Source organism: Escherichia sp. KTE172, from assembly GCF_000408845.1.
In the GTDB taxonomy this organism is placed as follows: domain Bacteria; phylum Pseudomonadota; class Gammaproteobacteria; order Enterobacterales; family Enterobacteriaceae; genus Escherichia; species Escherichia coli.
Genome location: NZ_KE137316.1, coordinates 138,732 through 159,427, shown reverse-complemented (window position 1 = coordinate 159,427; position 20,696 = coordinate 138,732). Strand labels below are relative to the sequence as shown.

Below are 20,696 nucleotides of genomic sequence, written 5' to 3'. Positions count from 1 at the left end.
AAACACGGGGGCATTTCGCCCCCGCTCACGGATTATTTCACCTGTACCACCACAAACTCATCCGGATCCGGCAGCACCATCAGCGGCGCGGACTGCGTCATGGTGAATTCACAGGACGGATCGCCCACGGTCAGCCAGTGTTTCGGGTAACGGGAAGAAGCCACCACTCCTTCAGACAACGCCTGTGCATCCTTAATGGCTCCATAGCAACGAATCCCCTCTGCTGCCGTATTCCCCAGCACCAGCGTGCCCTCCGGCAGATAACGTTTTTCGGTACCGTCCTCTGCCACATAAGACGTTTTCGCTACCACAATGGCCAGATCGCCGTAATACCCCTTGAAGGATACCACTGCGCCCAGATCTTTCACTGCCGTTTCGAGTTGTGAGTTTGAACCGCGACGGGTATCCATTTTTTCGCGGAAAAGCTTAAAGCCATTCAGCAGACGCCAGACGGTACCGTCCATAATGGCAATATTCACAAGACCACTGGCCTGATCACAGAAAAGGTCGATATCATATGTCGGGTCGAACGTGTCACGATCCTGTTTTGACCACTCCTTACCGCTACCTTGTATGATGTTATTCTTCGTCGATCGGCCAAAATCGACTTCAATTTTCTCGAACTGGTCTCCTTCCATCGTATATTTGCCATACAGCACGGCATTCACCGCCTGCATTTCTTCCACCTGCACAATAGCGTGCTCTTCCTGTTTGAGGTTATCAGTGATGATACGCAGACGACGGTAGGCCGGGTCGTTCAGCTGAGCCGGATCTTCACCGGGAAGGCGCTCAACCGCCTGCTGGTAATTAAATTCGTGTTTCGGCTTGACGTAGCCCGGACGCAACACGCGGGTTTCACCACCACGATGGCGCAGCACTTTTCCTTCAACGATCGGGGAGACATAGGCCGCCACCGGCGTTTTTCCGGTAATTTTGTCCAGCATCACCTCTTCGGTGTGGAAATTCACCGTACGGCGGAAAAACAGCTCCAGAAATAGCGCACGGAATTTAACTTTTTGTTCGGTATAACCGAGTAACTGGCGGGTCGTAAACAATCCCATAAATCAGTTCCTTTCATTCAGAAATCAGTCAGGCCACCATGGTGGCCTGATAACGTGTTACGGCAGAGCCGCGTGACTCAGGGCTGTGCCGGCAAAGGCATTTGCCTTTTTGTGTTCATCCACACTGTCAGGCCAGCGGATTGCCTCCGTCGCAAAGGTCCCCGACTTGTAATAGGTCAGCACCGTCTCTGTGCCTTCAAGCGGCAGTACCAGTATGCCAACCGCACTACCGGCTTTCTGTCCATCCCAGACCACCAGTTTCCCGGTGGCTTCATCCAGCATCAGGGGCGTCAGAGCCGGTGTTGCAGAAGAAATCCCGCTGCTGCCTGTGGCGGTATGAGCCGGATCATTACCAGCAAAAATACGTACTTCCGCACGCTGTTCAGTGATGGTTTTCGTCACCATTTTGTTAAAACCTCATATTGATGGTCAGCACTGACTTCATGGCATGGCCATGAGCATTTTCACGTCCGCATCACCGTCTGCTGACGTCTGTGACACGCCACCCCGCACCGCTGCCGGTGAATGATTCGCCATGAAATGTTCAAACAGGGCGGTTGTGGATGCAGAGACCGGTTCGGCCTTACCTGATCCCGCAGCCAGCACAGCCCGGGCGTTCTCCACGGTCATTCCCGGGCAGGCCGCCAGTTTTTCAGCCTGCGCTTCTGCCCCTTTTGCCTCATCCAGGGCCATGATCTGATCACGAAGTGAGGGCCCGGCATCCGCCAGTGGTGCAGCCGCCAGGATCGGGCGGGCTTTTTCCACCGTCATCTCCGGCATCGCCGCCAGCGTTGCCGCCAGTTGTTCACGACCGTTCGCTTCTTCACACGCCATAATGCGATCGGCTTCACTCTGCGCGGATGCCACCGGCTGCTGCGGTGCCGCCGCGGCCAGAATCGCCCGGGCCTGTTCAACGCTCATGCCCTGTTGCCCTGCCAGCATCGTGGCAAGCTGTTCACGTCCTTTCGCTTCCTGGCATGTCAGGATCCCCATCACTCGCTGGTTCTCCTGCACGGCGGCTTCCGTTGCAGTTAATTGCGGCATAGTGCCTCCTCTGACATTACTGTTCAGCGCCGTGGCCATCACACTGATGGCATCCGACGCATTAATTAATTCATCCGCCAGCCCGGCCTCAATGCCGGACTGACCTTCAAAAACGGCGGCCTCTGTTCCCGTGACCACATCCACAGACAACCCGGTATACATCGCCACTTTTTCGGCAAACATCCGGTGCGCCGCATCAATCCGCTGCTGCATATCCTGGCGAACCTCTGCCGGCAACGCTTCAAACTGATTGCCATCCACCTTGTGCGCCCCGGCATAAATCAGCGTGATATCCACACCGGCCTGCGCCAGATGACCGGCATAGCTGACATGGCTCATCATCACGCCAATGGAGCCGATACGGGATGTCTGGGTAACCAGCCGTCGGGAGCAGGCCGACGCCAGCAGCATGGCTGCAGAACAGGCAGTGTCATTGCACAGTGCCCAGACCGGCTTCTGCTGACGGAGGCGGTAAATCATGTCAGCGCAGTCAAACGCGCCGGCGGCCTGCCCTCCCGGACTGTCAATGTCCAGCAGTACGCCCCGCACCTGGCTATCCGCCATTGCCTGCTGAAGACAGGCGACAATACCGTCATAGCCTGTCATTCCGGAAAATGGCCGCATACCACCCAGCCGGTGCACCAGCGTGCCGGTCACCGGCAGTACAGCAATACCGTTCACCACCCTGTAAACACGGGCCGGTCGTTTACCTCCGGCCATGTACTCATCCGTTTCAGCCAGCATTCCGGGAGCATCAAACTGTACCTGCTGTTGTGGTACCGAAAGACTTGCTGCTCCCATCTCGCGCCCGAGCGCGCAAAAGAAAACCCGCGCATAGGCGGGCTCCAGAAGCAGCGGTTCATTGAATGCTGCGGCAATAATGTGTGAAAGATTACGTCTCACGTGGTGTTGTCTCCTCTTCCGGCCTGCGACTCTCCGCTATCTGCTGCTGATACGCCTGCGCTATCCACACCGGACGTGAGAGTCCGGCTTTTTGCCGCTCAGCAGATTCCCTGACCTGCTGGCGGAAAATGTCCTGATAATCCTCGCCCATCAGCGCCAGCTCTTTCTCATACGTGCTCAGTCCGGCCTCAATGCGCATCACTGATTCCTGGACTTCCTTGAGCCCGTCAATGGCCATTCTTCCGGCACCAATCCACTCTGCCCGTGACCAGGCTGATCGCGCCTGATAAAAATCAAAACGTGCCCGTGGCGGACGAATAATCCCCCGAAGAAGTGCCTCTTCCAGCCAGCAGGAAAACATCTGCGTGGCCAGCCGGGCCGCAATAAATTTTCGCCGCCCCATAAAATAGCGCCACGACTCATTGGCGGAGGCGCGGGCACTTGAGTAACTGACCTTCGAGTAATCACGGGACAACTGTTCGTAGGAAACGCCAAGACCGGCGGCGATATACCGCAGCAGCGCCTGTTCAAGCGCAGAAAATCCATTGTCTGAATCCTGCGCAGTCTGTAGTTTCAGATCATCACCAGGGAAAAGGTGCGGAATTTTGACACCGCCCAGTGTCACGTTATTCGTGTCATACCAGCTGGAGAACTTCTCCAGAATATTAATAAGCGGATTATCCTTCTGCTCCTGTGGCGCGCCGGCGATATATTCAAAGGCCTTTTCGGTATCAAGTTCACTTTCAATCGTCGCTGCATACATCGCCTTCACTATGGCCGACTGAAGCTGTGTTGCCTGCAGGGAATCGAGCATCTTCAGCCGTTCCATGACGCTGTAAAACTGATTAGCCCCACGGGTCTGCCCGTCCTCCACCAGCTCGAAAATATGCAGCATGGCCGGACGCCCGGTGGGAAGTTCACGCGGGATCCGTTCCCATCGTCCACTACCAGAGAACGGAAAATCATCCTCACAAATATGGTACGCGACGGCACGGCCATATCGATCGACCTCCACACCGGCCCGCAGAAAACGGTTCCCCATACCGTGTCCAGGCGTGTCCACCCGTTTCGGACTCACGGCTTTAAAACGCGTACGGAATAACTGCGTGGTTTCCGTATCCCAGACCGGCTGCACAAAGATTTCGCCGTTAAACGCATGAACGCCCACACCTTCACGGATAAATTCCGTGAACGTGCGTTTTCCTTCCACGTCGATCTCGCCAAACATCCCTTCGGCGTATTCCGACCAGGCCGCCTCCACCTCATCGACAAAGCTTTTTGCTGCGGTCTCCCGCATCCCCAGCCAGCGCCAGTTCGGACGGTAGCTGATCAGAAACATATGCCCGACAATGTGATCCTTATGCAGAGCCACCGCATTAGCCGCTATTCCGTTATTGCGCACCAGATCATCTGCCCGGGCATTCCCCAGACGCAACGCGGGTAGCAGGGCCGCATCGGCACTCTGCGCCGGTGGCAACCACTCAGCCATTTGCCCGCCAAATCCTGCACCGCCCCCGTTGTAGCTGAGACTCTCACGAAGCGGAACGCCGTTCACATCAATCAGGACAGGCGTTCGTTTCATAACCTCACTCCCAGCGGACGACGGCGACGCCGGGTTGTCCCCAGTACCGACTCCGCATTATTGATCGCCCGGTTAAGCTCATCCAGAGAAGCCGCCGTATATTCAATTCTGCGACCATCTTTCTGGACAGACACCACCCGTTTACCGGTTAATAAATCAAGGCGCGCCTGACGCAGCGCCTGCAGTTCAGCGACTGTAACCATTCACTCCTCCGGACAGCTTCGCTGCCAGTTCTTTAAGGGTTGGCCGGGTCGTCTCTTCTTCCCGGGATTTTGCCAGTACAGCCAGATCAAGCTGCCAGCGTTGCACGGACACACGTAATGCCGCGTAGGCATACACCAGGCAGTCCAGCGCTTCGTTACGCCGCTTTTTGTTATCCCACAGCAGACGCATCTTTCCTTTTTCCCACTTCTCCACAAGCTCTTCCGCGACCAGTTGCTGCGCCTCTGTCTGCGAAAAAATCTCCGGATCATCAGGAAAACGGATGGCATACGACGTGGCTTCATCCACAGGCGTGGGATCGGCTTTCATACGGGCATAGAGAATTTCTTTTGCGGTGTCCGTCCCCACTTCACACAGATACACGCCCCGCTGATTGCGGGTTTTTGGCATGGTGATCACCGGCTTGCCATAGACAGATGCGCCTTTTACCGGCAGCACCCGGAAAACACCGTGTTTTTTTGACCTCTGATAAACGATTTCGCCATCGATCCCCCCGATGTCCCAGCAGACACGGGAAATAGTCATTTCGGTTCCGTCTGCATGGCGGTATTTTTTGTTGATCGCCGCATCCACACGTAACAGCGTCTCTTCCTCATCGGGACGCCCCATAATGATGATTTTATCCACCAGAAAGGCTTCCTCTCCCGGAGCCCATCCCCAGACATACATCTCAAAACGGTTTCGCTGCGAGTCAATGCCCGCCGTCAGATAAACCACCCGGGCAGGCACCGCCGCCGTGTAACGCACAACCTTATCCATCAGTACCTGGTGATCGAGTTTTTCGCCCACAGCCTCTTCCCAGGTCTCGCCCAGCGTGGTGTTCACAAAGGTTTTCAGGCCGTTGGGATCTTTCAGTGCATCCAGCCAGTCATAGACAATCTGTACCCAGGTGGTGAACGGACTGTACGCCGTCCAGATATGGAAAGTGATGGAGCGCGGCGGCGGAATTTCATCACCCCGGGCGCTGAAAAACATCAGGCCGTCACGGGTCCACATGCCCGTGTTTTCACAGATCCACCGCCCGTTACTCTGGTCAAGCTCAGACTGATGGATCACACAGCCATGATGCTCACAAAGGTAGAAAACACTTTCTGGCTTATTCTTCTCCCACTTAAGACCGAAAGGCGAGGCATCATCGCCAAATTTCAGATACTGCTCCTCCCCACAGTGCGGACAGGGCACATAAAAACGCATGAAGTGTGCCGACTCGTTAGCGGCTTTTTCGATCTGGCAGGAGCCTTTGATTTTAGGCGTCGAGCCGCGAATGGATTTTGGCCATACAGAGCCCTCAATACGTTTATCCCCCAGCAGGGTTGGCGAACCCTCTTTTTCAACATCCGGTTCGAACGAGGAAAGCTCGTCATAACAGACCACATCCACGGATTTTTCACGGTAGTTTTTTGCTGCCGCACCACCCAGACACCAGAACCCCACACCGGAGGAAAAACGCTTCAGGGTGAGCGTATTATCGCGGTGTTTTCTTCCGAACCATGGAGCCAGCTCCAGCAATGCAGGAACATCCCTTATCGTTGGCTCAACATGAGATTTCATAAAATCTTCAGCAGCTGAGTCCGTGGGCTGAAAAAGAAGGCTGTTGCGTGATTTATGCTCAATAAAATAAGCCTCCACTCCCAGCAACATCTTTGTATAACCAACACGGGCAGATTTAATCAGGTTAACCGTGCGAATCAGATCGTTGCCCATACAGTTCATGATGCCAACCTGAAACGGCAGTGTTTCCCACCGCCCCGGGGTATAAGACGACTCTTTAGGAAGGTAATAATGTTTATTGGCCCACTGAACTGTCGTCAGTGGAACAGGAATAATGAGAGATAAAAGCCCTGTAGCTATCGCACCGGCTGCATTAGCTGCCTTCTGCGCGTCTGAAATCATCGATCCACCCGCCCACGTTTTCACCGGCCTTAGCTGAAACATTGGAGGCTTTCGCGATTTCAGTTTTCACCACATCAAGGTGTGATGGTGAAATGTCCGGATATTTACGCTGTAATGTCAACGGCACACGCACAAGTATCCCCGAAATCTCCTGTGCCACACGTTGCAGAATGAAGGTAAACAGTTCAGTTTCCAGCACTACTCCGTCTTCACGGGCATTTTTCAGTTCCTGCGCATCTGCCTGCGCTTTTGTGAGCCGGTAGCGTTCATAGTCAATGGTGCCGGGTTGTAAATCTGACTCCGCTGCCGCACGCAAATCGTCCAGTTCTTTGCGGAGCTTTTCGTTTTCGATATCAGTTTCCCTCTGCGCATACCACTGAATTGCCATGGCAGTATCAAATACAGATTCAATGCCCTTACTACCTTTGGAGGCGCAAGGGAGTCCCTGAGACTGCCAGCGTTCAATCGTCCGCGGGTCCACGTTGAAAATTTCGGCAAGCCTCTTTTTATTAACCTTCATGAAAACAACCCATTATCAAATACAAGGCCCGACGTGAAAACGCCAGAAAAAGGCATTTTCGGACACTTTCATGTCGGACCTTTACGGATGCAATATTAAAAAAAACAAAAAGTTATATTCGAGAAGTACCGACACGATTTTCCCTGAAAAATTTTCATAAATAGTGAAAAACCGCGAGGTCGCCGCCCCGTAACCGGTCGGATCGCCGGAAAGGACCCACGAAAATGATAATGATTATCATCTATATAAGGTTTATCACAACATGTGTGTACGCCATCAAACCACGAGAAATAATCAATTATGACGCAGGTATCGTATTAATTGATCTGCATCAAATTAACGTAAAAGCAACTTCAGATAATACAAATCAGCAACACTGAATATGGGGAAACATTATGTCATCAAAGAACAGAACCCGCAGAACAACAACCCGCAACATCCGATTTCCAAACCAGATGATTGAACAAATTAACATCGCTCTTGATCTGAAAGGTTCAGGAAACTTTTCAGCGTGGGTTATTGAAGCCTGCAGAAGAAGGCTGTCAACAGAGAGTTCGGGTATGAATTACATAATTAAGTAACATGGTGTTCACAGAACACGCAGTTACCGGACACATCAGTTTTCCATTCGCTCCCCGGCAGTACAGGCTTCCCCTCTGACGGGATAGCCTGAAAAAATAACACAGAAAATTATTTGTTATAATTAATATAACTTACTCAAAAAAAAGCGACGAGAAAATCAGCATCAACGAACAATAAGCGCCAATACGTGATAACAAATGGCAGCCATATTTATCTGCAGTATAAGCAATGGACAGGATAACCACACCAGAAACCGTCAGCATAAAATCCATTTGAACTTCCCCGGACAAAATCGACTCATCTAAAGATTTACAGCTCTTTTTATTATCAATATGTTAAAAGTAAAATAAACAGATGTTCAATAACACGAATACAAAAACGTGCTGAAATTCAATGAATCCATTTCTGTGTCATCAATTAATAGTGATAAACATCCGGTTTCTTCCACCATCGCACCGGACAGGCGACTATGAGGGGACAACGCCGCGCTCCGTTAACGCGGTAAACCCCGGTGTGTATCGTTTTTGATTATCCCCGCATACTCGCGCAGAGGAGTCTCCCTGTCGGGCTGCGGTCTCTGTTAATGAGGGAATACAGCGACGATACGGCGCATCAACAAAACTTATTTCAGGCACTGAGTACGGATATATTCCTGCGCCCCTTCCAGTTGCTTCTGCATCGTCATCAGCCGCTCTCTGAGGGTGAAATAATCCCGTGTAACGGTGTCTGCCAGTTGGGGGCCGGTTGCATTATCCACGCGGGCGGTGCCGGTGGCTTCACGCACGGGACCTGGACAGGTGGCGTTGATACGCAGGCGCTTACGACCAGCGGCAACGTCAGCGCGAAGAGTTTCATTTTCAGCTTTCGCATCAGCTAACTCCTTCGTGTATTTTGCATCGAGCGCAGCAACATCACGCTGACGCATCTGCATGTCAGTAATTGCCGCGTTCGCCAGCTTCAGTTCTCTGACATTTTTGTCGCGCTGGGCTTTGTAGGTAATGGCGTTATCACGGTAATGATTCAGCCCCAGACTAAGCGCACCACAGGCCACCAGCAGGGCAATGATGACCACGCACAGTACGCGGTTCATTTCACCACCAGCGTATCTGACCGATGAAATAACCGGAGGCCATAATCACAAACACCAGCCAGATAAGAATGAACTTCCAGGTGGATAATTTTTCAGCCATCACTCGAATCTCCCGAATCAGTTTGCTAAAATCAAACACACTTTCTCCTTTGACTTTTCCGGAGTCAGGAAACACAAAACCCCGCTTGGTGCCAACAAACGGGGTTTTTACTTTTATTCACTTACGTTTCGCCAGTTCGCAGGATTTCATGTTATCCGCCCGCGTGGCCATGCCTTATTTTTCAGCAAAATATTCTGCTTATCTGTCGATTCCCCAGCACGCCAGCGCGCTCTCCTGGTCACGACGGGATACCTGACCATAACAGTTATTTGAGCGGATACGGCAGTCTCTGCCACCGTCCTTAATCCACCAGCGAATCGCCTCACACGCTCCCCTGCGATCACCTGCATTAATTCGTTTATAAAACGTCGACGGGAAACACTTACCGGGACCAATGTTGTACGGACAGAATGACGCGATCCCCGCTTTCTGGGGTTCGCTCAATGGCACTTTGATGTTTTTCTCCACCCATGCCAGCGCCTTATCACGCTCAATGGCGTTAACCCGGTCGCATTTTTCCTTCGACAACTTCATGCCCGGAACGACAGGTTTGCCATCCACCAGGATGGCACCGCGGCAGATGGTCCAGATACCCGCGCCATCACGGTATGCCGTGGTGTGGTTACCTTCCTTTTCATCCAGAAACTGGTCGAGAATGTCAGGCGCAGGCGCACCAGCGGCAATCAGCGCCAGAACGGCAGCCGACAGGCCGTATCTGATTTTGGTGTTCATGGATATTTATCAGGATTTATCGGTTTCTGAGCCCTGGATATGTTTATCAGTTCCAGCCTGTTGCCTCAGGCTGCTAACAGGTCAATACAATCATGAGGATTATTTATGGACAATAACACCATTTCTCTACAGGAGTTGCTCGACAGCATTTCCAGGCTTCGGGAAGACGTGAATACCCTTACCGTCGCCTTCTCATATCTGGCATTCTCAATTCCAAGGGAACAGATGCAATCAACGCTGGCATCAATCCAGTTTGAATCATGCAATCCCAAATGGTCTCAGGAACAACAAGACTCTTTCAGGCGGCTTGCTGTATTACTGGATGAAAAATATGCTGGTAAAATTACCATTTCGGCGGACTCTTCAGAGAACCCGTAATTATTCCCGGTAGTTTTCCTCTGTAGGTTATCAACACATCCTGCGCCTCTAAAATTACGGGGCGCTTTTCCGGCGACTGCTCATCCCCTTCACATAACCCGGCAGCAACATCCAGGAAGACCTGTCTGATGCTCCTTCTGGCTGCTGCCTCATAAAACTCCAGCGCGGCACCTTCAACACGGTCCAGCGAGATGTCCAGGTCAAAAATTTCACCGTCAAAGCGTTTTTTGTCCCGTAACGCTAAAGTTACCGTAACTTTATTCTCAAAATTGCGGATCCCTTTCACAATCAGTTCATAGTTTTGAGTCATTGAATTACTCTCCCCGTGCAGCCTTACGACGGTCCTCTCTGATTTTGAAATACAGGTTAGTCAGATATGTCAGCAGCCCAAACAGCAGACTCCCCAGCACGCCTATTGCCGCCCACTGAGACGGGGAAACCCTGTCCAGCAACTGCAGGAACCAGTAGCCCGTTCCCACCGCTGACGTGGTGTATGACACACCTGTTGTGATTTTTTCCATCTGGTACATACCCCGTCTCCCGTTATCCGGAAGCTGACAACAATAAAAAAGCCACCAGTTAACTACTGATGGCTCTGATAACTCATGCAAGCGTCTCAGACGATCCACTGACACTACCGGTGAGTTTAACGATACCTTCCATTTGACTGGCTCACTTTTTATGATGATGCCGGTGCATTTATCTCCAGCACCAGACTTTCTATCTCAACGCCATACGTTGCATTTTTGGTAATATCCGTCAGCGTCAGTGCATTTAGTCCCACTGCCAGACTGTCTTTTATGGCCTGGAATGCCGGGCCAGCCACTCCATTCAGTTTCGGAGTAACCGTGGCACTGCCGGCGGTGAACACCAGCTCCAGCGTCTGCCAGTCGTTACTGTAATTCCCGAACTCGCCCAACTTTGTGTTTCCTGCTTTCTTGTGATGCATCAGATTCAGTTTGCCGTCTGTGGTTTGGGTGAAGAACGACATCAGGAACGGGTTACCAGTCCCGGTCATCGCCACGACGTCAGGTAACGCTACATCGGTATACAGATAAATTCCCAGACCGAACTGGTTGTTGGTCAGTGCGCCTGACAGTCGAAACTTACAGCTCAGTCTGCCACCCCGTGTCAGCAGGGAGACTGCGTCATCCACCGGGCGCGTCAGGGACCAGGCTTTATTGCTCTGCTTGGCGATCTTAAATACACCACCCGACAACTGAATTCCGCCGTCCTTAATGCTCCAGCCCTGCGCAGCAGCATCTCCGGCTGTCGGCAACAGGGAGATTGTGCGTACGGATGCATCTTCAGACGGCCCCGATGGCGTGTCGCCGCCGGGCGAGGGTTTGATTTCCGGTGCCTTACCACTAATGAAGGCTAAGGTGCGACCGGCTACGTTCAGAATAGCAGTTGCCATACGATCGGGAATAATGCCACGACGCGCCCATGAGCTGAAATGCGTCGGGCGATTTGATGATACCCAGTTTTTGTTCGTTCGGGATGCCGAACCGTAATAACCAGACCCGGCAATAGCAGGATCTTCTGACGGGTTGTTTGTCGGTGTATTAACTCCGCTACCATCGGTCATAAAGGGAACAAAATAAATCTGCTGGGATTCTTTACCTTTATATGCACCATATACCACTTCATATTGCGTACCGTGTTCTTGTTTCCACGCGTATGTCGTGTCGCCACAAATCCAGGGGACTGATGCCGGACTTCCACCGTGACACTGCGCCGCCAGCCCGGCAAGGTCAGCACGGAACTGCTGTACCATTGCAAGAAATGCTGCTGGCTGCTGGGCGTAACTGGCATTCGTCATATCGAATTCCCCCTGCATCCAGCATATCGCCAGCAAAACGTTTTTCGGGTTTTTCTGCAATGCTGCCTTCGTGCGGAAAAGCAGATCCTGATATAACGGCTTACCCACTCCCCAGCGAGCCGAATCCTGACTGGCTCCCGTGGACTCGCTGAATGTCCCCTCCGTGCCCTGGGTGAATGCCGAACCACCACGACAGCATGGTACCAGCAGGATCCCCGCATTATTAGGGATATACGGAAGCAGTTTTTTGGCAATATGTAAGCCCTGTCCGACACAGCCGTACTGCCCTTTGCTCAGGTCAGCCCGGGGATGGTTAATCGTACTCATATCCTGAACATCATGCAGACAATGGTCAGCAGGAATGATGTCGTTAAATACGCATACTTCACCACCGGGAGTCACTGTGTTACGACGGGCCAGTTGCTTAATGCGCGGATGGGGCGCATCGTATGAATCCGGAAGCGGAAGCCCTTCACCGTAAGCCATGGCATTGGATTGCCCGGCCAGTACGATGACGTAGTACCACTCCGGCTCAGTTGCACCACTGACGACCACATCACCTTCTGCTGCAATCGCCTGCATCAGGGTATAAGGGGTTATGGCCACCGGACTACCAAACGGCTGCCAGCCCTCCTTCAGTTTTTGTGTCAGTCGTTTCGCAAGGTCTGACGGCGATGCCGCCCTGACCACGTCATAGTGTTTAAATGCCATGAATCCTCCCGGGCGGGATAATGTTGTGAGTCAGATAAGGAGCAGGCTGAAGTCCGGAAGTTACAGGACAATGGCAGAAGGGAGACTACAGCCCGCAATTCGAAAAAGACCGCGCAGTTGCGCAGAGTGATTACTATGGGGTATTATTCGCCAGCTGAAATATTACTTCACGTTTTATTGTTTATTCCTTGCCGCCCGCGTCTCCCAGCGCGGGCTTTTTTTGTCCATAAGAAAGCCCCTCCGGAGAGGGGCTAAAGCCGCGTATCTGTATCATCATGCACATGGTGCCGGGTGCCTCCCGGTGAGTTCAGCCCGGTGCCACTAAACCCGCGTCATTCTCGTTTTGATAATCAGAGATTATACCGTCACCAGTCGCCCCTCCGCTCAGGGGGATTCACCATGCGAAATTTTTTTAACAAATGCCCAGTCTGACAGGCAACTGTCAACTTACTGAATTGTGAGCAACATAGCATTTAACGGGGAACCTGTTTTCTGCAGTAAAAAGGCCCACCGGAGCGGATGGGCCTGGAAGGATAGCGGTCATGTGATGCCGGTTTCCCGGTAACTCAGCACCGGTATCTGAGTCAACGTTTTCTCTACTGGGTCATTTCCGATACGCCCTGCCTGCTGACAGGCTTTCATCACATCTGAAAATATAGCACCCTGACTGATACTGTAGTACCTAAGGTTCCAGAAACTGTGATGTATCCGGCACAGAAAAGCCCCTCCGGAGAGGGGCTGGAGAGTGGCGCTATGTGCCATTGCATGGTGCCGGGTGCCTCCCGGTGAATTCAGTACCAGCACCTGAATCCGCGATTATCCCATATACCTACTCGCTGATTGCCCCTCCGCACAGGGGGATTCACCATGCCAGTTTCTTTTAACAAACTCCCCGCAAACCAGACAACAGTCAACCGCCTGAATTGTGAGACATTTAAAAAAAAGCCCGCAAAAGCGAGCCAGGGAAAATAAGTGTGGCGCGTTGTACTGGATTCGAACCAGTGACCGATTGCTTAGAAGGCAATTGCTCTGTCCGGCTGAGCTAACAACGCAGGATACAGATAATGGACCGCCTTCGGGGACCCGAACTCCGCGCAACCAGCTTCGAAGGCTGGCGCTCTTTCCTGATGAGCTAATGGCGGTATGTGATGGTGGCCCTTGCTGGATTTGAACCAGCGACCTGGCGATTATGAGTCGCTCGCTCTCACCACTGAGCTAAAGGGCCGGGAGCAGAATAATAATGGTGCGTAATTAATTCTGCAATCTCATCCGTTTCAAACGATTAAATCCTGAACTTCCCTGACTGTCTGCTCAAAACGTCCGGTCTCCAGTTCAACGCCAATCGCACGACGCCCGAGCGCCAGTGCAGCTTTTACCGTTGAACCTGAGCCCATAAAAAAATCTGCAACCAGGTCACCCGGACGACTGCTTGCGCTGATTATCTGCTGCAGCATTTCTGCCGGTTTTTCGCACGGATGTTTCCCGGGATAGAACTGCACCGGTTTATGTGTCCACACATCCGTGTACGGCACCTGCGCCGTCACACCAAAATACCGCCGCAGATGCTTATATTCACTCTGCAGCTCCACATACTGCCGGTTCAGTGACGTATACGTATCCACCAGCTGGTGGTGGGGCTTTTCCAGTTCTCCCCGCTGATGTTTCTCTTCTGCCACCCGGGCAAACAGCGACTGTAATTTCAGATAATCGCTTTCGTTCGGTAGCTGCCACTGACTGGCACTGAACCAGTGCGACACCATGTTTTTCTTTCCTGTGGCATCTGCAATCTGTTTTGCCGTTATCCCCAGGGCCGCGCGCGCATCACGAAAGTAAGAAATCAGCGGGGCCATCACATGCTGTTTCAGTGCACTGCCCTTCGCCGCATACCCGGCATCTTTCGGACGATACGGCCCCTGATAATGTTCCGCGAACAGAATGCGCTCTGTGGCGGGGAAATACGCCCGCAGGCTTTCCTTGTTGCATCCGTTCCAGCGTCCGGACGGCTTCGCCCAGATAATATGGTTCAGCACACTGAAGCGTTCACGCATCATGATTTCGATATCAGATGCCAGGCGATGACCACAGAACAGGTAAAGACTTCCGGCAGGTTTCAGCACCCGCCAGAACTGCGCCAGACACTGGTCCAGCCACTTCAGGTAATCATCGTCGCCCTTCCACTGGTTATCCCAGCCCTCGGGCTTCACTTTAAAGTACGGCGGGTCCGTGACTATCAGGTCAACAGAATTTTCGGGTAACGACCGGATAAATTCCAGGCAGTCGGCGTTGATTAACTCACAACTGGATATTTTTACAGTGTTAAGCATGGATCATTAAGCCTGTCTCTGATAGGCTCATTCTGCTTTTGCGCAAAGCAGATGGGCCTGAGGTTTGCTTGTGACCCCAACGCATGAGCAGATGGCTGGCAGGTGCCGCTAACACCCACCAGCCGCCCATTACCACAAATAAAAAAGCCTTCAGGGCTGAAGGCGTCTGTAACAACCGAACTGATAATCTGCCAGACCCGCCATAACAAGCTGAGTCAGTATTAACTGGCAGCGTTCACGTGAAAGGTAAGTATTCTGCGCAATCTCCCCGACGGTCGCCGGTTCGGTGACGCTTAATTCATTAAACACCACTCTGGCGGTTTCGGTCATATCCTGCTGTTTTAGCATGTCTTTTCCTTTTCCGGTTAACGTGACACACCAATAACTCTTGTCGAAAAAGCCAGCAAGCTGAAAGACCCGTATTCGCAACCACCAGCGCGTTTACTGTACTGACGCGATTTCAGTCATAAAAAACCCGCCAGGCGGCGGGGTGTAAAAAATCTTCTAACGTCAGGCATAAAACGCCCATCGTTAGAGCAAATTTACCACAGATTCGGGAAAAATCAACAACACTATCGCGTTACCCTCTTTAACTGCCGCTCCGCCCATGCCTCTTCAATGTCAAACCGAACCACCAACGTATCGTAAAAGCGTTTCACTGATTTTTTCCACGTATCAAGCGTGATAGCACTCGTCACTTTGCGTATGGCATTAAATGCCTCCGTTGATGGTAGTCTTTCACAGCCACGACCACCACAACGCTGGCAGTCTCTGATAACAGGCATACCACGTTTTACCGACTCTTCACGATGAATGGCAACACCACGCCCACGACAGTCTTTACAGGCAGTGGAAATCTCCCCCTTCCCTTTACATTCAGGACAAGACACTTTCACCACCTCCCGATTTTTTTTCCATTCTTCCCAGTAAGACGGATACACACCTTTCGTACACTTTGCCCATACCGGCGGCTTACCATCCGGATACTGGACCTTGTTTGTAAAAACTACGCTTTCAATAAATTTTTCCCCATAGCAACAAGGGCACTGCTTTTTACTCGCTGCGCTGCGGGCATAATCCTCAAAAGCGTACGAAGCCATAATGCGCATCACTACCGGTTTTATTTCTGCCGGGAGTTTTCTTAACGCCGCCACGCGATCACACCGACTGAGTGCATATTCTGTCAGCAATTCTGTTGCCCGCTCTCTGTCATTCATACTAATGCCCATTTTCCCAAGGAACGCAGAAAACCCCATCTCAGCCCGATTCTGTGTCATGCCCTGCGCGGCCATCACATCAGTGATACTCAGCGCATCTTTCGACGTTGAGGCCGATGCATCAGTCAGGCCGGGGGATTTTGGGGAGTAGTATTTCGGTAAATCTTCCAGTTTCATTTTTTGACCTGCCCTTCAAGCATTATGGGGTAAATCTTCACCCCCAGACGTCCACCAGATACTGGCTGAGCACGAACGATATTGATTTCATCAAACTGCTCATCGTCCATTAGCAACCCCGCATGCGTCAGCGCATCCAGCGGCGCTTTCAGAATATTGTCCAGGTCACGGCGGCGCTTATCCGGTGGTTCTGCAATAATTTTTATTGCCAACCTTCCGGACAGGCTTAATTTCAGCCGCTGCTGGCGAACAATAAGCGCCACTGCCCGGCGATAACGCTCCCCGGCTTTTGATACAAAATATGTGCTGCCACGACGACGCCAGTAAGTGTTCACCGTTGGCGGGTAAGGCAAAACAAATTCTATGCGTTCAGTCATTTATGCTTTCCACTTCAAAACACCCGAATTTCTCGCGTGCATTAAAAAACGAATCAGCAACAACAGCTGGCTGCCGTGTTTTTCTTCAAAATCTTTTACCCCGGCGTGTAGTTCGCTATGGCATTTACGGCACAGCGGAATAACAAACAAATCATCAGCCTTTGTTCCCATCCCTCCCAGTCCATGACCAATGATGTGATGCGGATCATCTGCCTGATTGCCACACGTCATGCATTTCTGCGTTTTTACCCAACGCGTGTATACAGGCATCTCTTCCCGTTGTGATTTCTGGCGCTGGAGATACTGAGCCGGTGACTCCGGATCAACGGCAATGCTGACCACCGTCTTTTCCTGTGGCGGGTTTTGCTGGTGGGCGTGAGGCAGCGGCGCAAGATTTTTTGTGCGCTGCTTCAGTATGCTGGTGGCGGTCTGCTCTCCCGGTACGATGTCGCTTTCACGGTACATTGAGCGGATTTTTTCCGCACGCAACCCCAGCGAACGACGTAATACCGCTTCCGGTAGCGCGTCCGCCACCTGATTGCGGACCGCCCACCAGGATAATTCAGCCAGCGATAATTCCCGTTCCTGCGAGCCATTCATTGCATGGCGTATGACGTCAATCATCCATGCAAACAGGTTTTGGTGAGCAAGTTGCCCGAGTGATTCGGAGGTCTGGTCGCGCAGCTGGTTGTCGCAGTGCCAGCACAACACCATTGCGCCGGTACCATAACGGTGAATGACGGTTTCACTGTGGTGATAATCGCCGTGTGGCCACTGGCAGGATTTAACATGGCGCAGTAACCAGTCAGACAATGCGCCAGCGCCACCAGCAGCACGAATCACTCGTTCGTCGCTGAAAAATGGCAGTAATGATTTATCCTCCGCCAGCGGCTGGCGAACGGCAGGAACGACCCCGGACGGCAGATTACGCATGCTTTTCGGTTCCGGCTCCACCAGTACCCGGGTATTGTGGAATACCGGCATGGATTCACGGCCCGGCTTAACGATCACCAGCCCGAGTTCCGGTACCAGAACAGGTCGAAGTAATACCCGCACGTTACCTCCAGATGCGTTGCTGGAATGTGCGGGACGGACGCGGTGGGCGTTCAGAGTAAGGAAGCCTGACGGAGATTATCCAGTGACGATAATCGAGGCTGAGGGCTTTCTTAATCTCGTATCCGCGTCTGCGGTAGTTATGAATTAGCCATTCGGCCTGTTCTTCAGTACATGGTGGGTGTTGGTACCAGTCGGTTTTAAATGCGTGTGAACGCCGCCCATGCCGGATGGCAAGGTCGGTATCAGAATTGTGAAATTTGGTTTTGTGCGCCATCTGTTTTCTCTGCTGGCGCAGCAGGTGTCAGGTGTTCAGGCTGACGTGCGAATTGTAAACCAGAATGCCAGAAAAAAACAAAACCCGCCGAACCGGGTTAAGTGCGGGTGCGTTGAGGATGCCTGACACATCAGAGGTGGCGAGGGATTTCTCCCCCGCCAGGTCTCTTACTCCTCAGGTTCGTAAGCTGTGAAGACAGCGACCTCCGTCTGGCCGGTTCGGAGTCGTACCTCGCAGAGGTCTTTCCTCGTTACCAGTGCCGTCACTATGACGGTTAAACAGATGACGATCAGGGCGATTAACATCGCCTTTTGCTGCTTCATAGCCTGCTTCCCCTTGCCTTTCGGCACGTAAGAGGCTAACCTACATTTGTGAGACATAGATTGGGCCTCAGATTAATGTTAAGCGTCTTGCAGGACGCGAAATGTTAACTGGGGCTTTTCTCTATCTGCCTTTCAGTGTTCATGCCTGAGACAGATAGCCTCAAGCACCCGCAGCCATTCTACTTAACTCACGTCACCTCGCCAATATGAAATCAATCAGAAAGGTGATCCATAAAATCACTCCTTCTCTTCTTTTCCGTAGTGGAGTTGGCCAATTTTGATAAGAGGGCGTCCCTGAGATTTGCGGTGTAGATTGGTATCGCGCAGAGAATACACACAGCCACAATATTCCTGCTGATAGAATTTTTCGCGCTTGCTGATTTCAATCATACGGGACGAGCCGCCCTGCTTGCGCCAGTTATAATCCCAGTACACCATACCCGGATAATGCGCAACAGCTCGCCGCCCACACTCGTTAACCTGCTGCATATTTTTCCAGCGTGAAATGCCCAGTGAACTGCTGATCACACTGAAACCATTTTCAGCAGCGTACAACGCTGTCCGCTCAAAACGCATGTCAAAACACATGGTACAACGGATCCCCCTCTCAGGCTCCCATTCCATTCCTTTGGCACGTTCAAACCAGTTGTCGGTGTCGTAATCAGCATCGATAAACGGCACGCCGTGTTGTTCAGCAAAGCGAATATTTTCATCCTTACGAATTAAATACTCTTTCTGAGGATGAATGTTCGGGTTGTAGAAAAAGATGGTGTAGTCGATTCCCGAGGCCTGAAGCGCCTCCATCACTTCACCGGAACATGGAGCACAGCAAGAGTGCAGTAGTAGTTTGTTTGCCCCGTTTGGGAGCTCCAATTTAGGCCGTTTGAAATCAGCAATAGTCATAAATATTTTTATTGGGGTCATGAAAATAGCACAGAGTGTAGCATCAGAGCAGGGCTATCGGGAATATATGTCTAAATCTGGTAATATCTGGTTTTGACGCAAAGCGGACAACCACGCTGGCTCTACCCTGCGCCATGAAAATGTCAATTCACATCTGAACTAATGCTCTTTAATCTAGTAACGTCTAAAATACCTAACATTTCCTTGATAAAATGCCAGTACACGCTGCATAGCTTCGCTCTTCCGGCACTCGCGACAGATTATATTCAGGCGCCTGTCGTAGCGGCGTATTTCGCCGTCTGGTAACGACCAGATAAGGTCCGGATCAACCACTGCAGGTTTCTTCACCTTTGCCCTTGAGAGTTTTTTGCGAGCATTTTGCCAGTCCTTACGCGCCTGTTCAGACGGGAATAACCCGTAACCAGAGTTGTATACATCGCCACTGGCAACCAGCTCTCTGGCGAGAACACTCATCAGATATCTTGTCGCACCTGTCTTGGCTTCCAGTTGCCGCAACGTCTCGCGACCGCTCAGACGTACAAGTTCAACAACCTGCCCTTTAATTTTTTCCCGCTCTTCTTGTGTAAATACTTTTGCCATAAGCGCCTCCGGCAATCACTTTTCCGATACAACACGGCGGGAAGAATCAGTAATCTGTCGAACAATATCCCGGTGCTTGTTCAGCTCCCGCAGCGCGGCGCAGACTCGCTCCCACTTCTGAACATCACTTTTCGCCCTGCGCAGCGCCAGGTTTGCCCTGCGAAGGGACGGAAAAATCAGCTCATCTGCTTGCGTTTCGGTAAACGATGGCAACGGCTGCACAATGTCCGCCACAGTTTCTGTTTTAATTTCTTCCTGTGTTGCGGCTTCCCGGACTGGTAACGCAGCACCTGCTGGCTGAGGAAAGGCCTTACCATCACTTTCCGTTACCAGCGCGGCTTTCGGCTCTGCTGGTAAATTATCGCCCGGCATGCAGTAACGAAATTTACCGTTCTGATTAACGCGTGCCAGCCGCCCCGTTGCGGTTACCACCGCCAGCGTGGAAGCAACCTTGCGAGTACTGACACCGAACTTACCCGCCAGTTCCTCACACGTTTTAGCCCCATCCTGACCGATAAACTCAATCATCATGTCTGCGGTAACTTTTTGTTCGACCTCCCCGGTCAGCATATCCTGTGCTTCAGATTTTACTGGCCGCTCTTCGGTTACCCGGGATTCACCTTCGCCAGCCAGAAACCAGGTGTGACCAGTTTTATCAACGACGCCTTTTCTTTTGAGTTCCCACAGCTCGTTGACAGCCTCTTCACGACTGATTCCAAGGCGAGCTGCCACCACATGTGAAGAGGCTTTTTTCAGTGCTTTCAGTGCGTCAGATACGGTTTCCATTAAAATTTCCTCCGGACAA

General features: G+C 51.9%; 27 protein-coding genes, 3 tRNA genes and 1 pseudogene. 4 read left to right on the top strand and 27 right to left on the bottom strand.

Annotated features, from left to right (window positions below):
- Positions 1 to 32: 32 nt before the first annotated feature.
- Genes G434_RS22780 through G434_RS22810 form a run of 7 tightly spaced genes read right to left on the bottom strand, consistent with a single transcriptional unit; the run spans position 33 to position 7,225 of the window.
- Positions 33 to 1,061, bottom strand: coding sequence for a major capsid protein (locus G434_RS22780; RefSeq protein WP_000522596.1), 1,029 nt, complete (start codon positions 1,059 to 1,061; stop codon positions 33 to 35).
- 57 nt (positions 1,062 to 1,118) lie between these two features.
- Positions 1,119 to 1,466, bottom strand: a complete 348-nt coding sequence (locus G434_RS22785; protein ID WP_000256823.1) for a head decoration protein — start codon at positions 1,464 to 1,466, stop codon at positions 1,119 to 1,121.
- 36 nt (positions 1,467 to 1,502) lie between these two features.
- Positions 1,503 to 3,008, bottom strand: a complete 1,506-nt coding sequence (locus G434_RS22790; RefSeq protein ID WP_016239005.1) for a S49 family peptidase — start codon at positions 3,006 to 3,008, stop codon at positions 1,503 to 1,505.
- Positions 2,998 to 4,590, bottom strand: coding sequence for a phage portal protein (locus G434_RS22795; RefSeq protein WP_016239004.1), 1,593 nt, complete (start codon positions 4,588 to 4,590; stop codon positions 2,998 to 3,000). The genes G434_RS22790 and G434_RS22795 overlap by 11 nt, the downstream gene beginning before the upstream one ends.
- Positions 4,587 to 4,793, bottom strand: a complete 207-nt coding sequence (locus G434_RS22800; RefSeq protein WP_016239003.1) for a phage head-tail joining protein — start codon at positions 4,791 to 4,793, stop codon at positions 4,587 to 4,589. Before G434_RS22800 ends, G434_RS22795 begins: the two co-directional genes overlap by 4 nt.
- Positions 4,777 to 6,705 carry a phage terminase large subunit family protein gene (locus G434_RS22805; RefSeq protein WP_001304453.1) on the bottom strand — a complete coding sequence of 643 codons (1,929 nt, stop codon included), beginning with the start codon at positions 6,703 to 6,705 and terminating at the stop codon, positions 4,777 to 4,779. Before G434_RS22805 ends, G434_RS22800 begins: the two co-directional genes overlap by 17 nt.
- Positions 6,677 to 7,225, bottom strand: coding sequence for a terminase small subunit (locus G434_RS22810; protein WP_000867569.1), 549 nt, complete (start codon positions 7,223 to 7,225; stop codon positions 6,677 to 6,679). Before G434_RS22810 ends, G434_RS22805 begins: the two co-directional genes overlap by 29 nt.
- Positions 7,226 to 7,620: 395 nt before the next feature.
- On the opposite strand from G434_RS22810, the gene G434_RS0124660 reads away from it, so the two are divergent.
- Positions 7,621 to 7,806: a YlcI/YnfO family protein gene (locus G434_RS0124660; RefSeq protein ID WP_001329960.1), complete on the top strand. Its 186-nt coding sequence runs from the start codon at positions 7,621 to 7,623 to the stop codon at positions 7,804 to 7,806.
- 132 nt (positions 7,807 to 7,938) lie between these two features.
- Here G434_RS0124660 and G434_RS22815 read toward each other — a convergent pair whose 3' ends face one another.
- From G434_RS22815 to G434_RS22825, 4 genes are all read right to left on the bottom strand, one after another.
- A complete protein-coding gene (locus tag G434_RS22815; protein ID WP_000347013.1) occupies positions 7,939 to 8,079 on the bottom strand; it encodes a hypothetical protein in 141 nt (46 codons plus the stop codon).
- Positions 8,080 to 8,429: 350 nt separating this feature from the next.
- Complete coding sequence (locus tag G434_RS22820; protein ID WP_001082539.1) at positions 8,430 to 8,897, bottom strand: lysis protein; 468 nt, start codon at positions 8,895 to 8,897, stop codon at positions 8,430 to 8,432.
- Position 8,898: 1 nt separating this feature from the next.
- The gene (locus G434_RS30620) at positions 8,899 to 9,036 is read right to left on the bottom strand and encodes a hypothetical protein (protein WP_000459345.1); all 138 of its coding nucleotides are present in this window, start codon (positions 9,034 to 9,036) and stop codon (positions 8,899 to 8,901) included.
- 159 nt (positions 9,037 to 9,195) lie between these two features.
- Complete coding sequence (locus tag G434_RS22825; protein ID WP_016239002.1) at positions 9,196 to 9,729, bottom strand: lysozyme; 534 nt, start codon at positions 9,727 to 9,729, stop codon at positions 9,196 to 9,198.
- A 105-nt stretch (positions 9,730 to 9,834) separates the two neighbouring features.
- Between G434_RS22825 and G434_RS26840 the strand changes: the two genes are divergently transcribed.
- On the top strand, positions 9,835 to 10,107 hold the full coding sequence (locus G434_RS26840; RefSeq protein ID WP_000369850.1) for a hypothetical protein: 273 nt from the start codon (positions 9,835 to 9,837) through the stop codon (positions 10,105 to 10,107).
- Here the strand turns inward: G434_RS26840 and G434_RS22830 are convergent.
- The 3 genes from G434_RS22830 to G434_RS22840 form a co-directional block, all read right to left on the bottom strand.
- On the bottom strand, positions 10,073 to 10,417 hold the full coding sequence (locus G434_RS22830) for a YdfR family protein (protein WP_000193278.1): 345 nt from the start codon (positions 10,415 to 10,417) through the stop codon (positions 10,073 to 10,075). The genes G434_RS26840 and G434_RS22830 overlap by 35 nt on opposite strands.
- Positions 10,418 to 10,421: 4 nt before the next feature.
- Positions 10,422 to 10,637 (bottom strand): class II holin family protein, encoded by a 216-nt coding sequence (locus G434_RS22835; RefSeq protein WP_000284510.1) that lies wholly within the window; start codon positions 10,635 to 10,637, stop codon positions 10,422 to 10,424.
- A 149-nt stretch (positions 10,638 to 10,786) separates the two neighbouring features.
- Positions 10,787 to 12,640, bottom strand: a complete 1,854-nt coding sequence (locus G434_RS22840) for an SASA family carbohydrate esterase (RefSeq protein ID WP_016239001.1) — start codon at positions 12,638 to 12,640, stop codon at positions 10,787 to 10,789.
- A 755-nt stretch (positions 12,641 to 13,395) separates the two neighbouring features.
- Between G434_RS22840 and G434_RS30615 the strand changes: the two are divergent.
- Positions 13,396 to 13,521 (top strand): annotated as a pseudogene (locus G434_RS30615) (hypothetical protein); the annotation flags it as partial.
- A 94-nt stretch (positions 13,522 to 13,615) separates the two neighbouring features.
- Here the strand turns inward: G434_RS30615 and G434_RS22845 are convergent.
- The 9 genes from G434_RS22845 to G434_RS0124645 all read right to left on the bottom strand — a co-directional run bounded on the left by G434_RS22845 (position 13,616) and on the right by G434_RS0124645 (position 18,065).
- Positions 13,616 to 13,692, bottom strand: a tRNA-Arg gene (locus G434_RS22845).
- Between the two features lie 13 nt (positions 13,693 to 13,705).
- Positions 13,706 to 13,782, bottom strand: a tRNA-Arg gene (locus tag G434_RS0124650).
- 7 nt (positions 13,783 to 13,789) lie between these two features.
- Positions 13,790 to 13,865, bottom strand: a tRNA-Ile gene (locus G434_RS22850).
- 49 nt (positions 13,866 to 13,914) lie between these two features.
- Positions 13,915 to 14,964, bottom strand: a complete 1,050-nt coding sequence (locus G434_RS22855) for a DNA-methyltransferase (protein ID WP_000935516.1) — start codon at positions 14,962 to 14,964, stop codon at positions 13,915 to 13,917.
- Between the two features lie 150 nt (positions 14,965 to 15,114).
- Positions 15,115 to 15,312, bottom strand: coding sequence for a hypothetical protein (locus tag G434_RS22860; protein WP_001532433.1), 198 nt, complete (start codon positions 15,310 to 15,312; stop codon positions 15,115 to 15,117).
- A 224-nt stretch (positions 15,313 to 15,536) separates the two neighbouring features.
- On the bottom strand, positions 15,537 to 16,358 hold the full coding sequence (locus tag G434_RS22865) for an antitermination protein (RefSeq protein WP_001532434.1): 822 nt from the start codon (positions 16,356 to 16,358) through the stop codon (positions 15,537 to 15,539).
- Complete coding sequence (locus tag G434_RS22870; protein WP_000140012.1) at positions 16,355 to 16,735, bottom strand: RusA family crossover junction endodeoxyribonuclease; 381 nt, start codon at positions 16,733 to 16,735, stop codon at positions 16,355 to 16,357. The genes G434_RS22865 and G434_RS22870 overlap by 4 nt, the downstream gene beginning before the upstream one ends.
- Entirely contained in the window at positions 16,736 to 17,791 is a 1,056-nt protein-coding gene (locus G434_RS22875; RefSeq protein ID WP_001265085.1) for a DUF968 domain-containing protein, read from the bottom strand.
- Between the two features lies 1 nt (position 17,792).
- The gene (locus G434_RS0124645) at positions 17,793 to 18,065 is read right to left on the bottom strand and encodes a hypothetical protein (protein WP_001329966.1); all 273 of its coding nucleotides are present in this window, start codon (positions 18,063 to 18,065) and stop codon (positions 17,793 to 17,795) included.
- On the opposite strand from G434_RS0124645, the gene G434_RS30905 reads away from it, so the two are divergent.
- Positions 18,012 to 18,191, top strand: a complete 180-nt coding sequence (locus G434_RS30905) for a hypothetical protein (protein WP_001112740.1) — start codon at positions 18,012 to 18,014, stop codon at positions 18,189 to 18,191. The genes G434_RS0124645 and G434_RS30905 overlap by 54 nt on opposite strands.
- A gap of 41 nt (positions 18,192 to 18,232) precedes the next feature.
- On the opposite strand, the gene hokD is transcribed toward G434_RS30905, so the two are convergent.
- From hokD to G434_RS22895, 4 genes are all read right to left on the bottom strand, one after another.
- A complete protein-coding gene (gene hokD / locus G434_RS22880; RefSeq protein WP_000813262.1) occupies positions 18,233 to 18,388 on the bottom strand; it encodes a type I toxin-antitoxin system toxin HokD in 156 nt (51 codons plus the stop codon).
- A 237-nt stretch (positions 18,389 to 18,625) separates the two neighbouring features.
- Positions 18,626 to 19,291: an epoxyqueuosine reductase QueH gene (locus G434_RS22885; RefSeq protein ID WP_000150294.1), complete on the bottom strand. Its 666-nt coding sequence runs from the start codon at positions 19,289 to 19,291 to the stop codon at positions 18,626 to 18,628.
- A 174-nt stretch (positions 19,292 to 19,465) separates the two neighbouring features.
- A complete protein-coding gene (locus G434_RS22890) occupies positions 19,466 to 19,891 on the bottom strand; it encodes a DUF977 family protein (RefSeq protein WP_001151161.1) in 426 nt (141 codons plus the stop codon).
- Positions 19,892 to 19,906: 15 nt separating this feature from the next.
- Positions 19,907 to 20,677, bottom strand: a complete 771-nt coding sequence (locus tag G434_RS22895) for a DUF1627 domain-containing protein (protein WP_000450998.1) — start codon at positions 20,675 to 20,677, stop codon at positions 19,907 to 19,909.
- Positions 20,678 to 20,696 lie beyond the last annotated feature (19 nt).

Bases quoted from the DNA above. Each gene is read 5' to 3' on its own strand.
- G434_RS30905 (WP_001112740.1), top strand. From the start codon at position 18,012: ATGCCGGATGGCAAGGTCGGTATCAGAATTGTGAAATTTGGTTTTGTG.
- G434_RS22815 (WP_000347013.1), bottom strand. From the start codon at position 8,079: ATGGATTTTATGCTGACGGTTTCTGGTGTGGTTATCCTGTCCATTGCT.
- G434_RS26840 (WP_000369850.1), top strand. From the start codon at position 9,835: ATGGACAATAACACCATTTCTCTACAGGAGTTGCTCGACAGCATTTCC.
- G434_RS0124645 (WP_001329966.1), bottom strand. From the start codon at position 18,065: ATGGCGCACAAAACCAAATTTCACAATTCTGATACCGACCTTGCCATC.
- G434_RS22895 (WP_000450998.1), bottom strand. From the start codon at position 20,677: ATGGAAACCGTATCTGACGCACTGAAAGCACTGAAAAAAGCCTCTTCA.
- G434_RS22870 (WP_000140012.1), bottom strand. From the start codon at position 16,735: ATGACTGAACGCATAGAATTTGTTTTGCCTTACCCGCCAACGGTGAAC.
- G434_RS22795 (WP_016239004.1), bottom strand. From the start codon at position 4,590: ATGAAACGAACGCCTGTCCTGATTGATGTGAACGGCGTTCCGCTTCGT.
- G434_RS22865 (WP_001532434.1), bottom strand. From the start codon at position 16,358: ATGAAACTGGAAGATTTACCGAAATACTACTCCCCAAAATCCCCCGGC.
- G434_RS22840 (WP_016239001.1), bottom strand. From the start codon at position 12,640: ATGGCATTTAAACACTATGACGTGGTCAGGGCGGCATCGCCGTCAGAC.
- G434_RS22855 (WP_000935516.1), bottom strand. From the start codon at position 14,964: ATGCTTAACACTGTAAAAATATCCAGTTGTGAGTTAATCAACGCCGAC.
- G434_RS22780 (WP_000522596.1), bottom strand. From the start codon at position 1,061: ATGGGATTGTTTACGACCCGCCAGTTACTCGGTTATACCGAACAAAAA.
- G434_RS22835 (WP_000284510.1), bottom strand. From the start codon at position 10,637: ATGTACCAGATGGAAAAAATCACAACAGGTGTGTCATACACCACGTCA.
- G434_RS22890 (WP_001151161.1), bottom strand. From the start codon at position 19,891: ATGGCAAAAGTATTTACACAAGAAGAGCGGGAAAAAATTAAAGGGCAG.
- G434_RS22820 (WP_001082539.1), bottom strand. From the start codon at position 8,897: ATGAACCGCGTACTGTGCGTGGTCATCATTGCCCTGCTGGTGGCCTGT.
- G434_RS22810 (WP_000867569.1), bottom strand. From the start codon at position 7,225: ATGAAGGTTAATAAAAAGAGGCTTGCCGAAATTTTCAACGTGGACCCG.
- hokD (WP_000813262.1), bottom strand. From the start codon at position 18,388: ATGAAGCAGCAAAAGGCGATGTTAATCGCCCTGATCGTCATCTGTTTA.
- G434_RS22860 (WP_001532433.1), bottom strand. From the start codon at position 15,312: ATGCTAAAACAGCAGGATATGACCGAAACCGCCAGAGTGGTGTTTAAT.
- G434_RS22785 (WP_000256823.1), bottom strand. From the start codon at position 1,466: ATGGTGACGAAAACCATCACTGAACAGCGTGCGGAAGTACGTATTTTT.
- G434_RS0124660 (WP_001329960.1), top strand. From the start codon at position 7,621: ATGTCATCAAAGAACAGAACCCGCAGAACAACAACCCGCAACATCCGA.
- G434_RS22800 (WP_016239003.1), bottom strand. From the start codon at position 4,793: ATGGTTACAGTCGCTGAACTGCAGGCGCTGCGTCAGGCGCGCCTTGAT.
- G434_RS22825 (WP_016239002.1), bottom strand. From the start codon at position 9,729: ATGAACACCAAAATCAGATACGGCCTGTCGGCTGCCGTTCTGGCGCTG.
- G434_RS22805 (WP_001304453.1), bottom strand. From the start codon at position 6,705: ATGATTTCAGACGCGCAGAAGGCAGCTAATGCAGCCGGTGCGATAGCT.
- G434_RS22830 (WP_000193278.1), bottom strand. From the start codon at position 10,417: ATGACTCAAAACTATGAACTGATTGTGAAAGGGATCCGCAATTTTGAG.
- G434_RS22885 (WP_000150294.1), bottom strand. From the start codon at position 19,291: ATGACTATTGCTGATTTCAAACGGCCTAAATTGGAGCTCCCAAACGGG.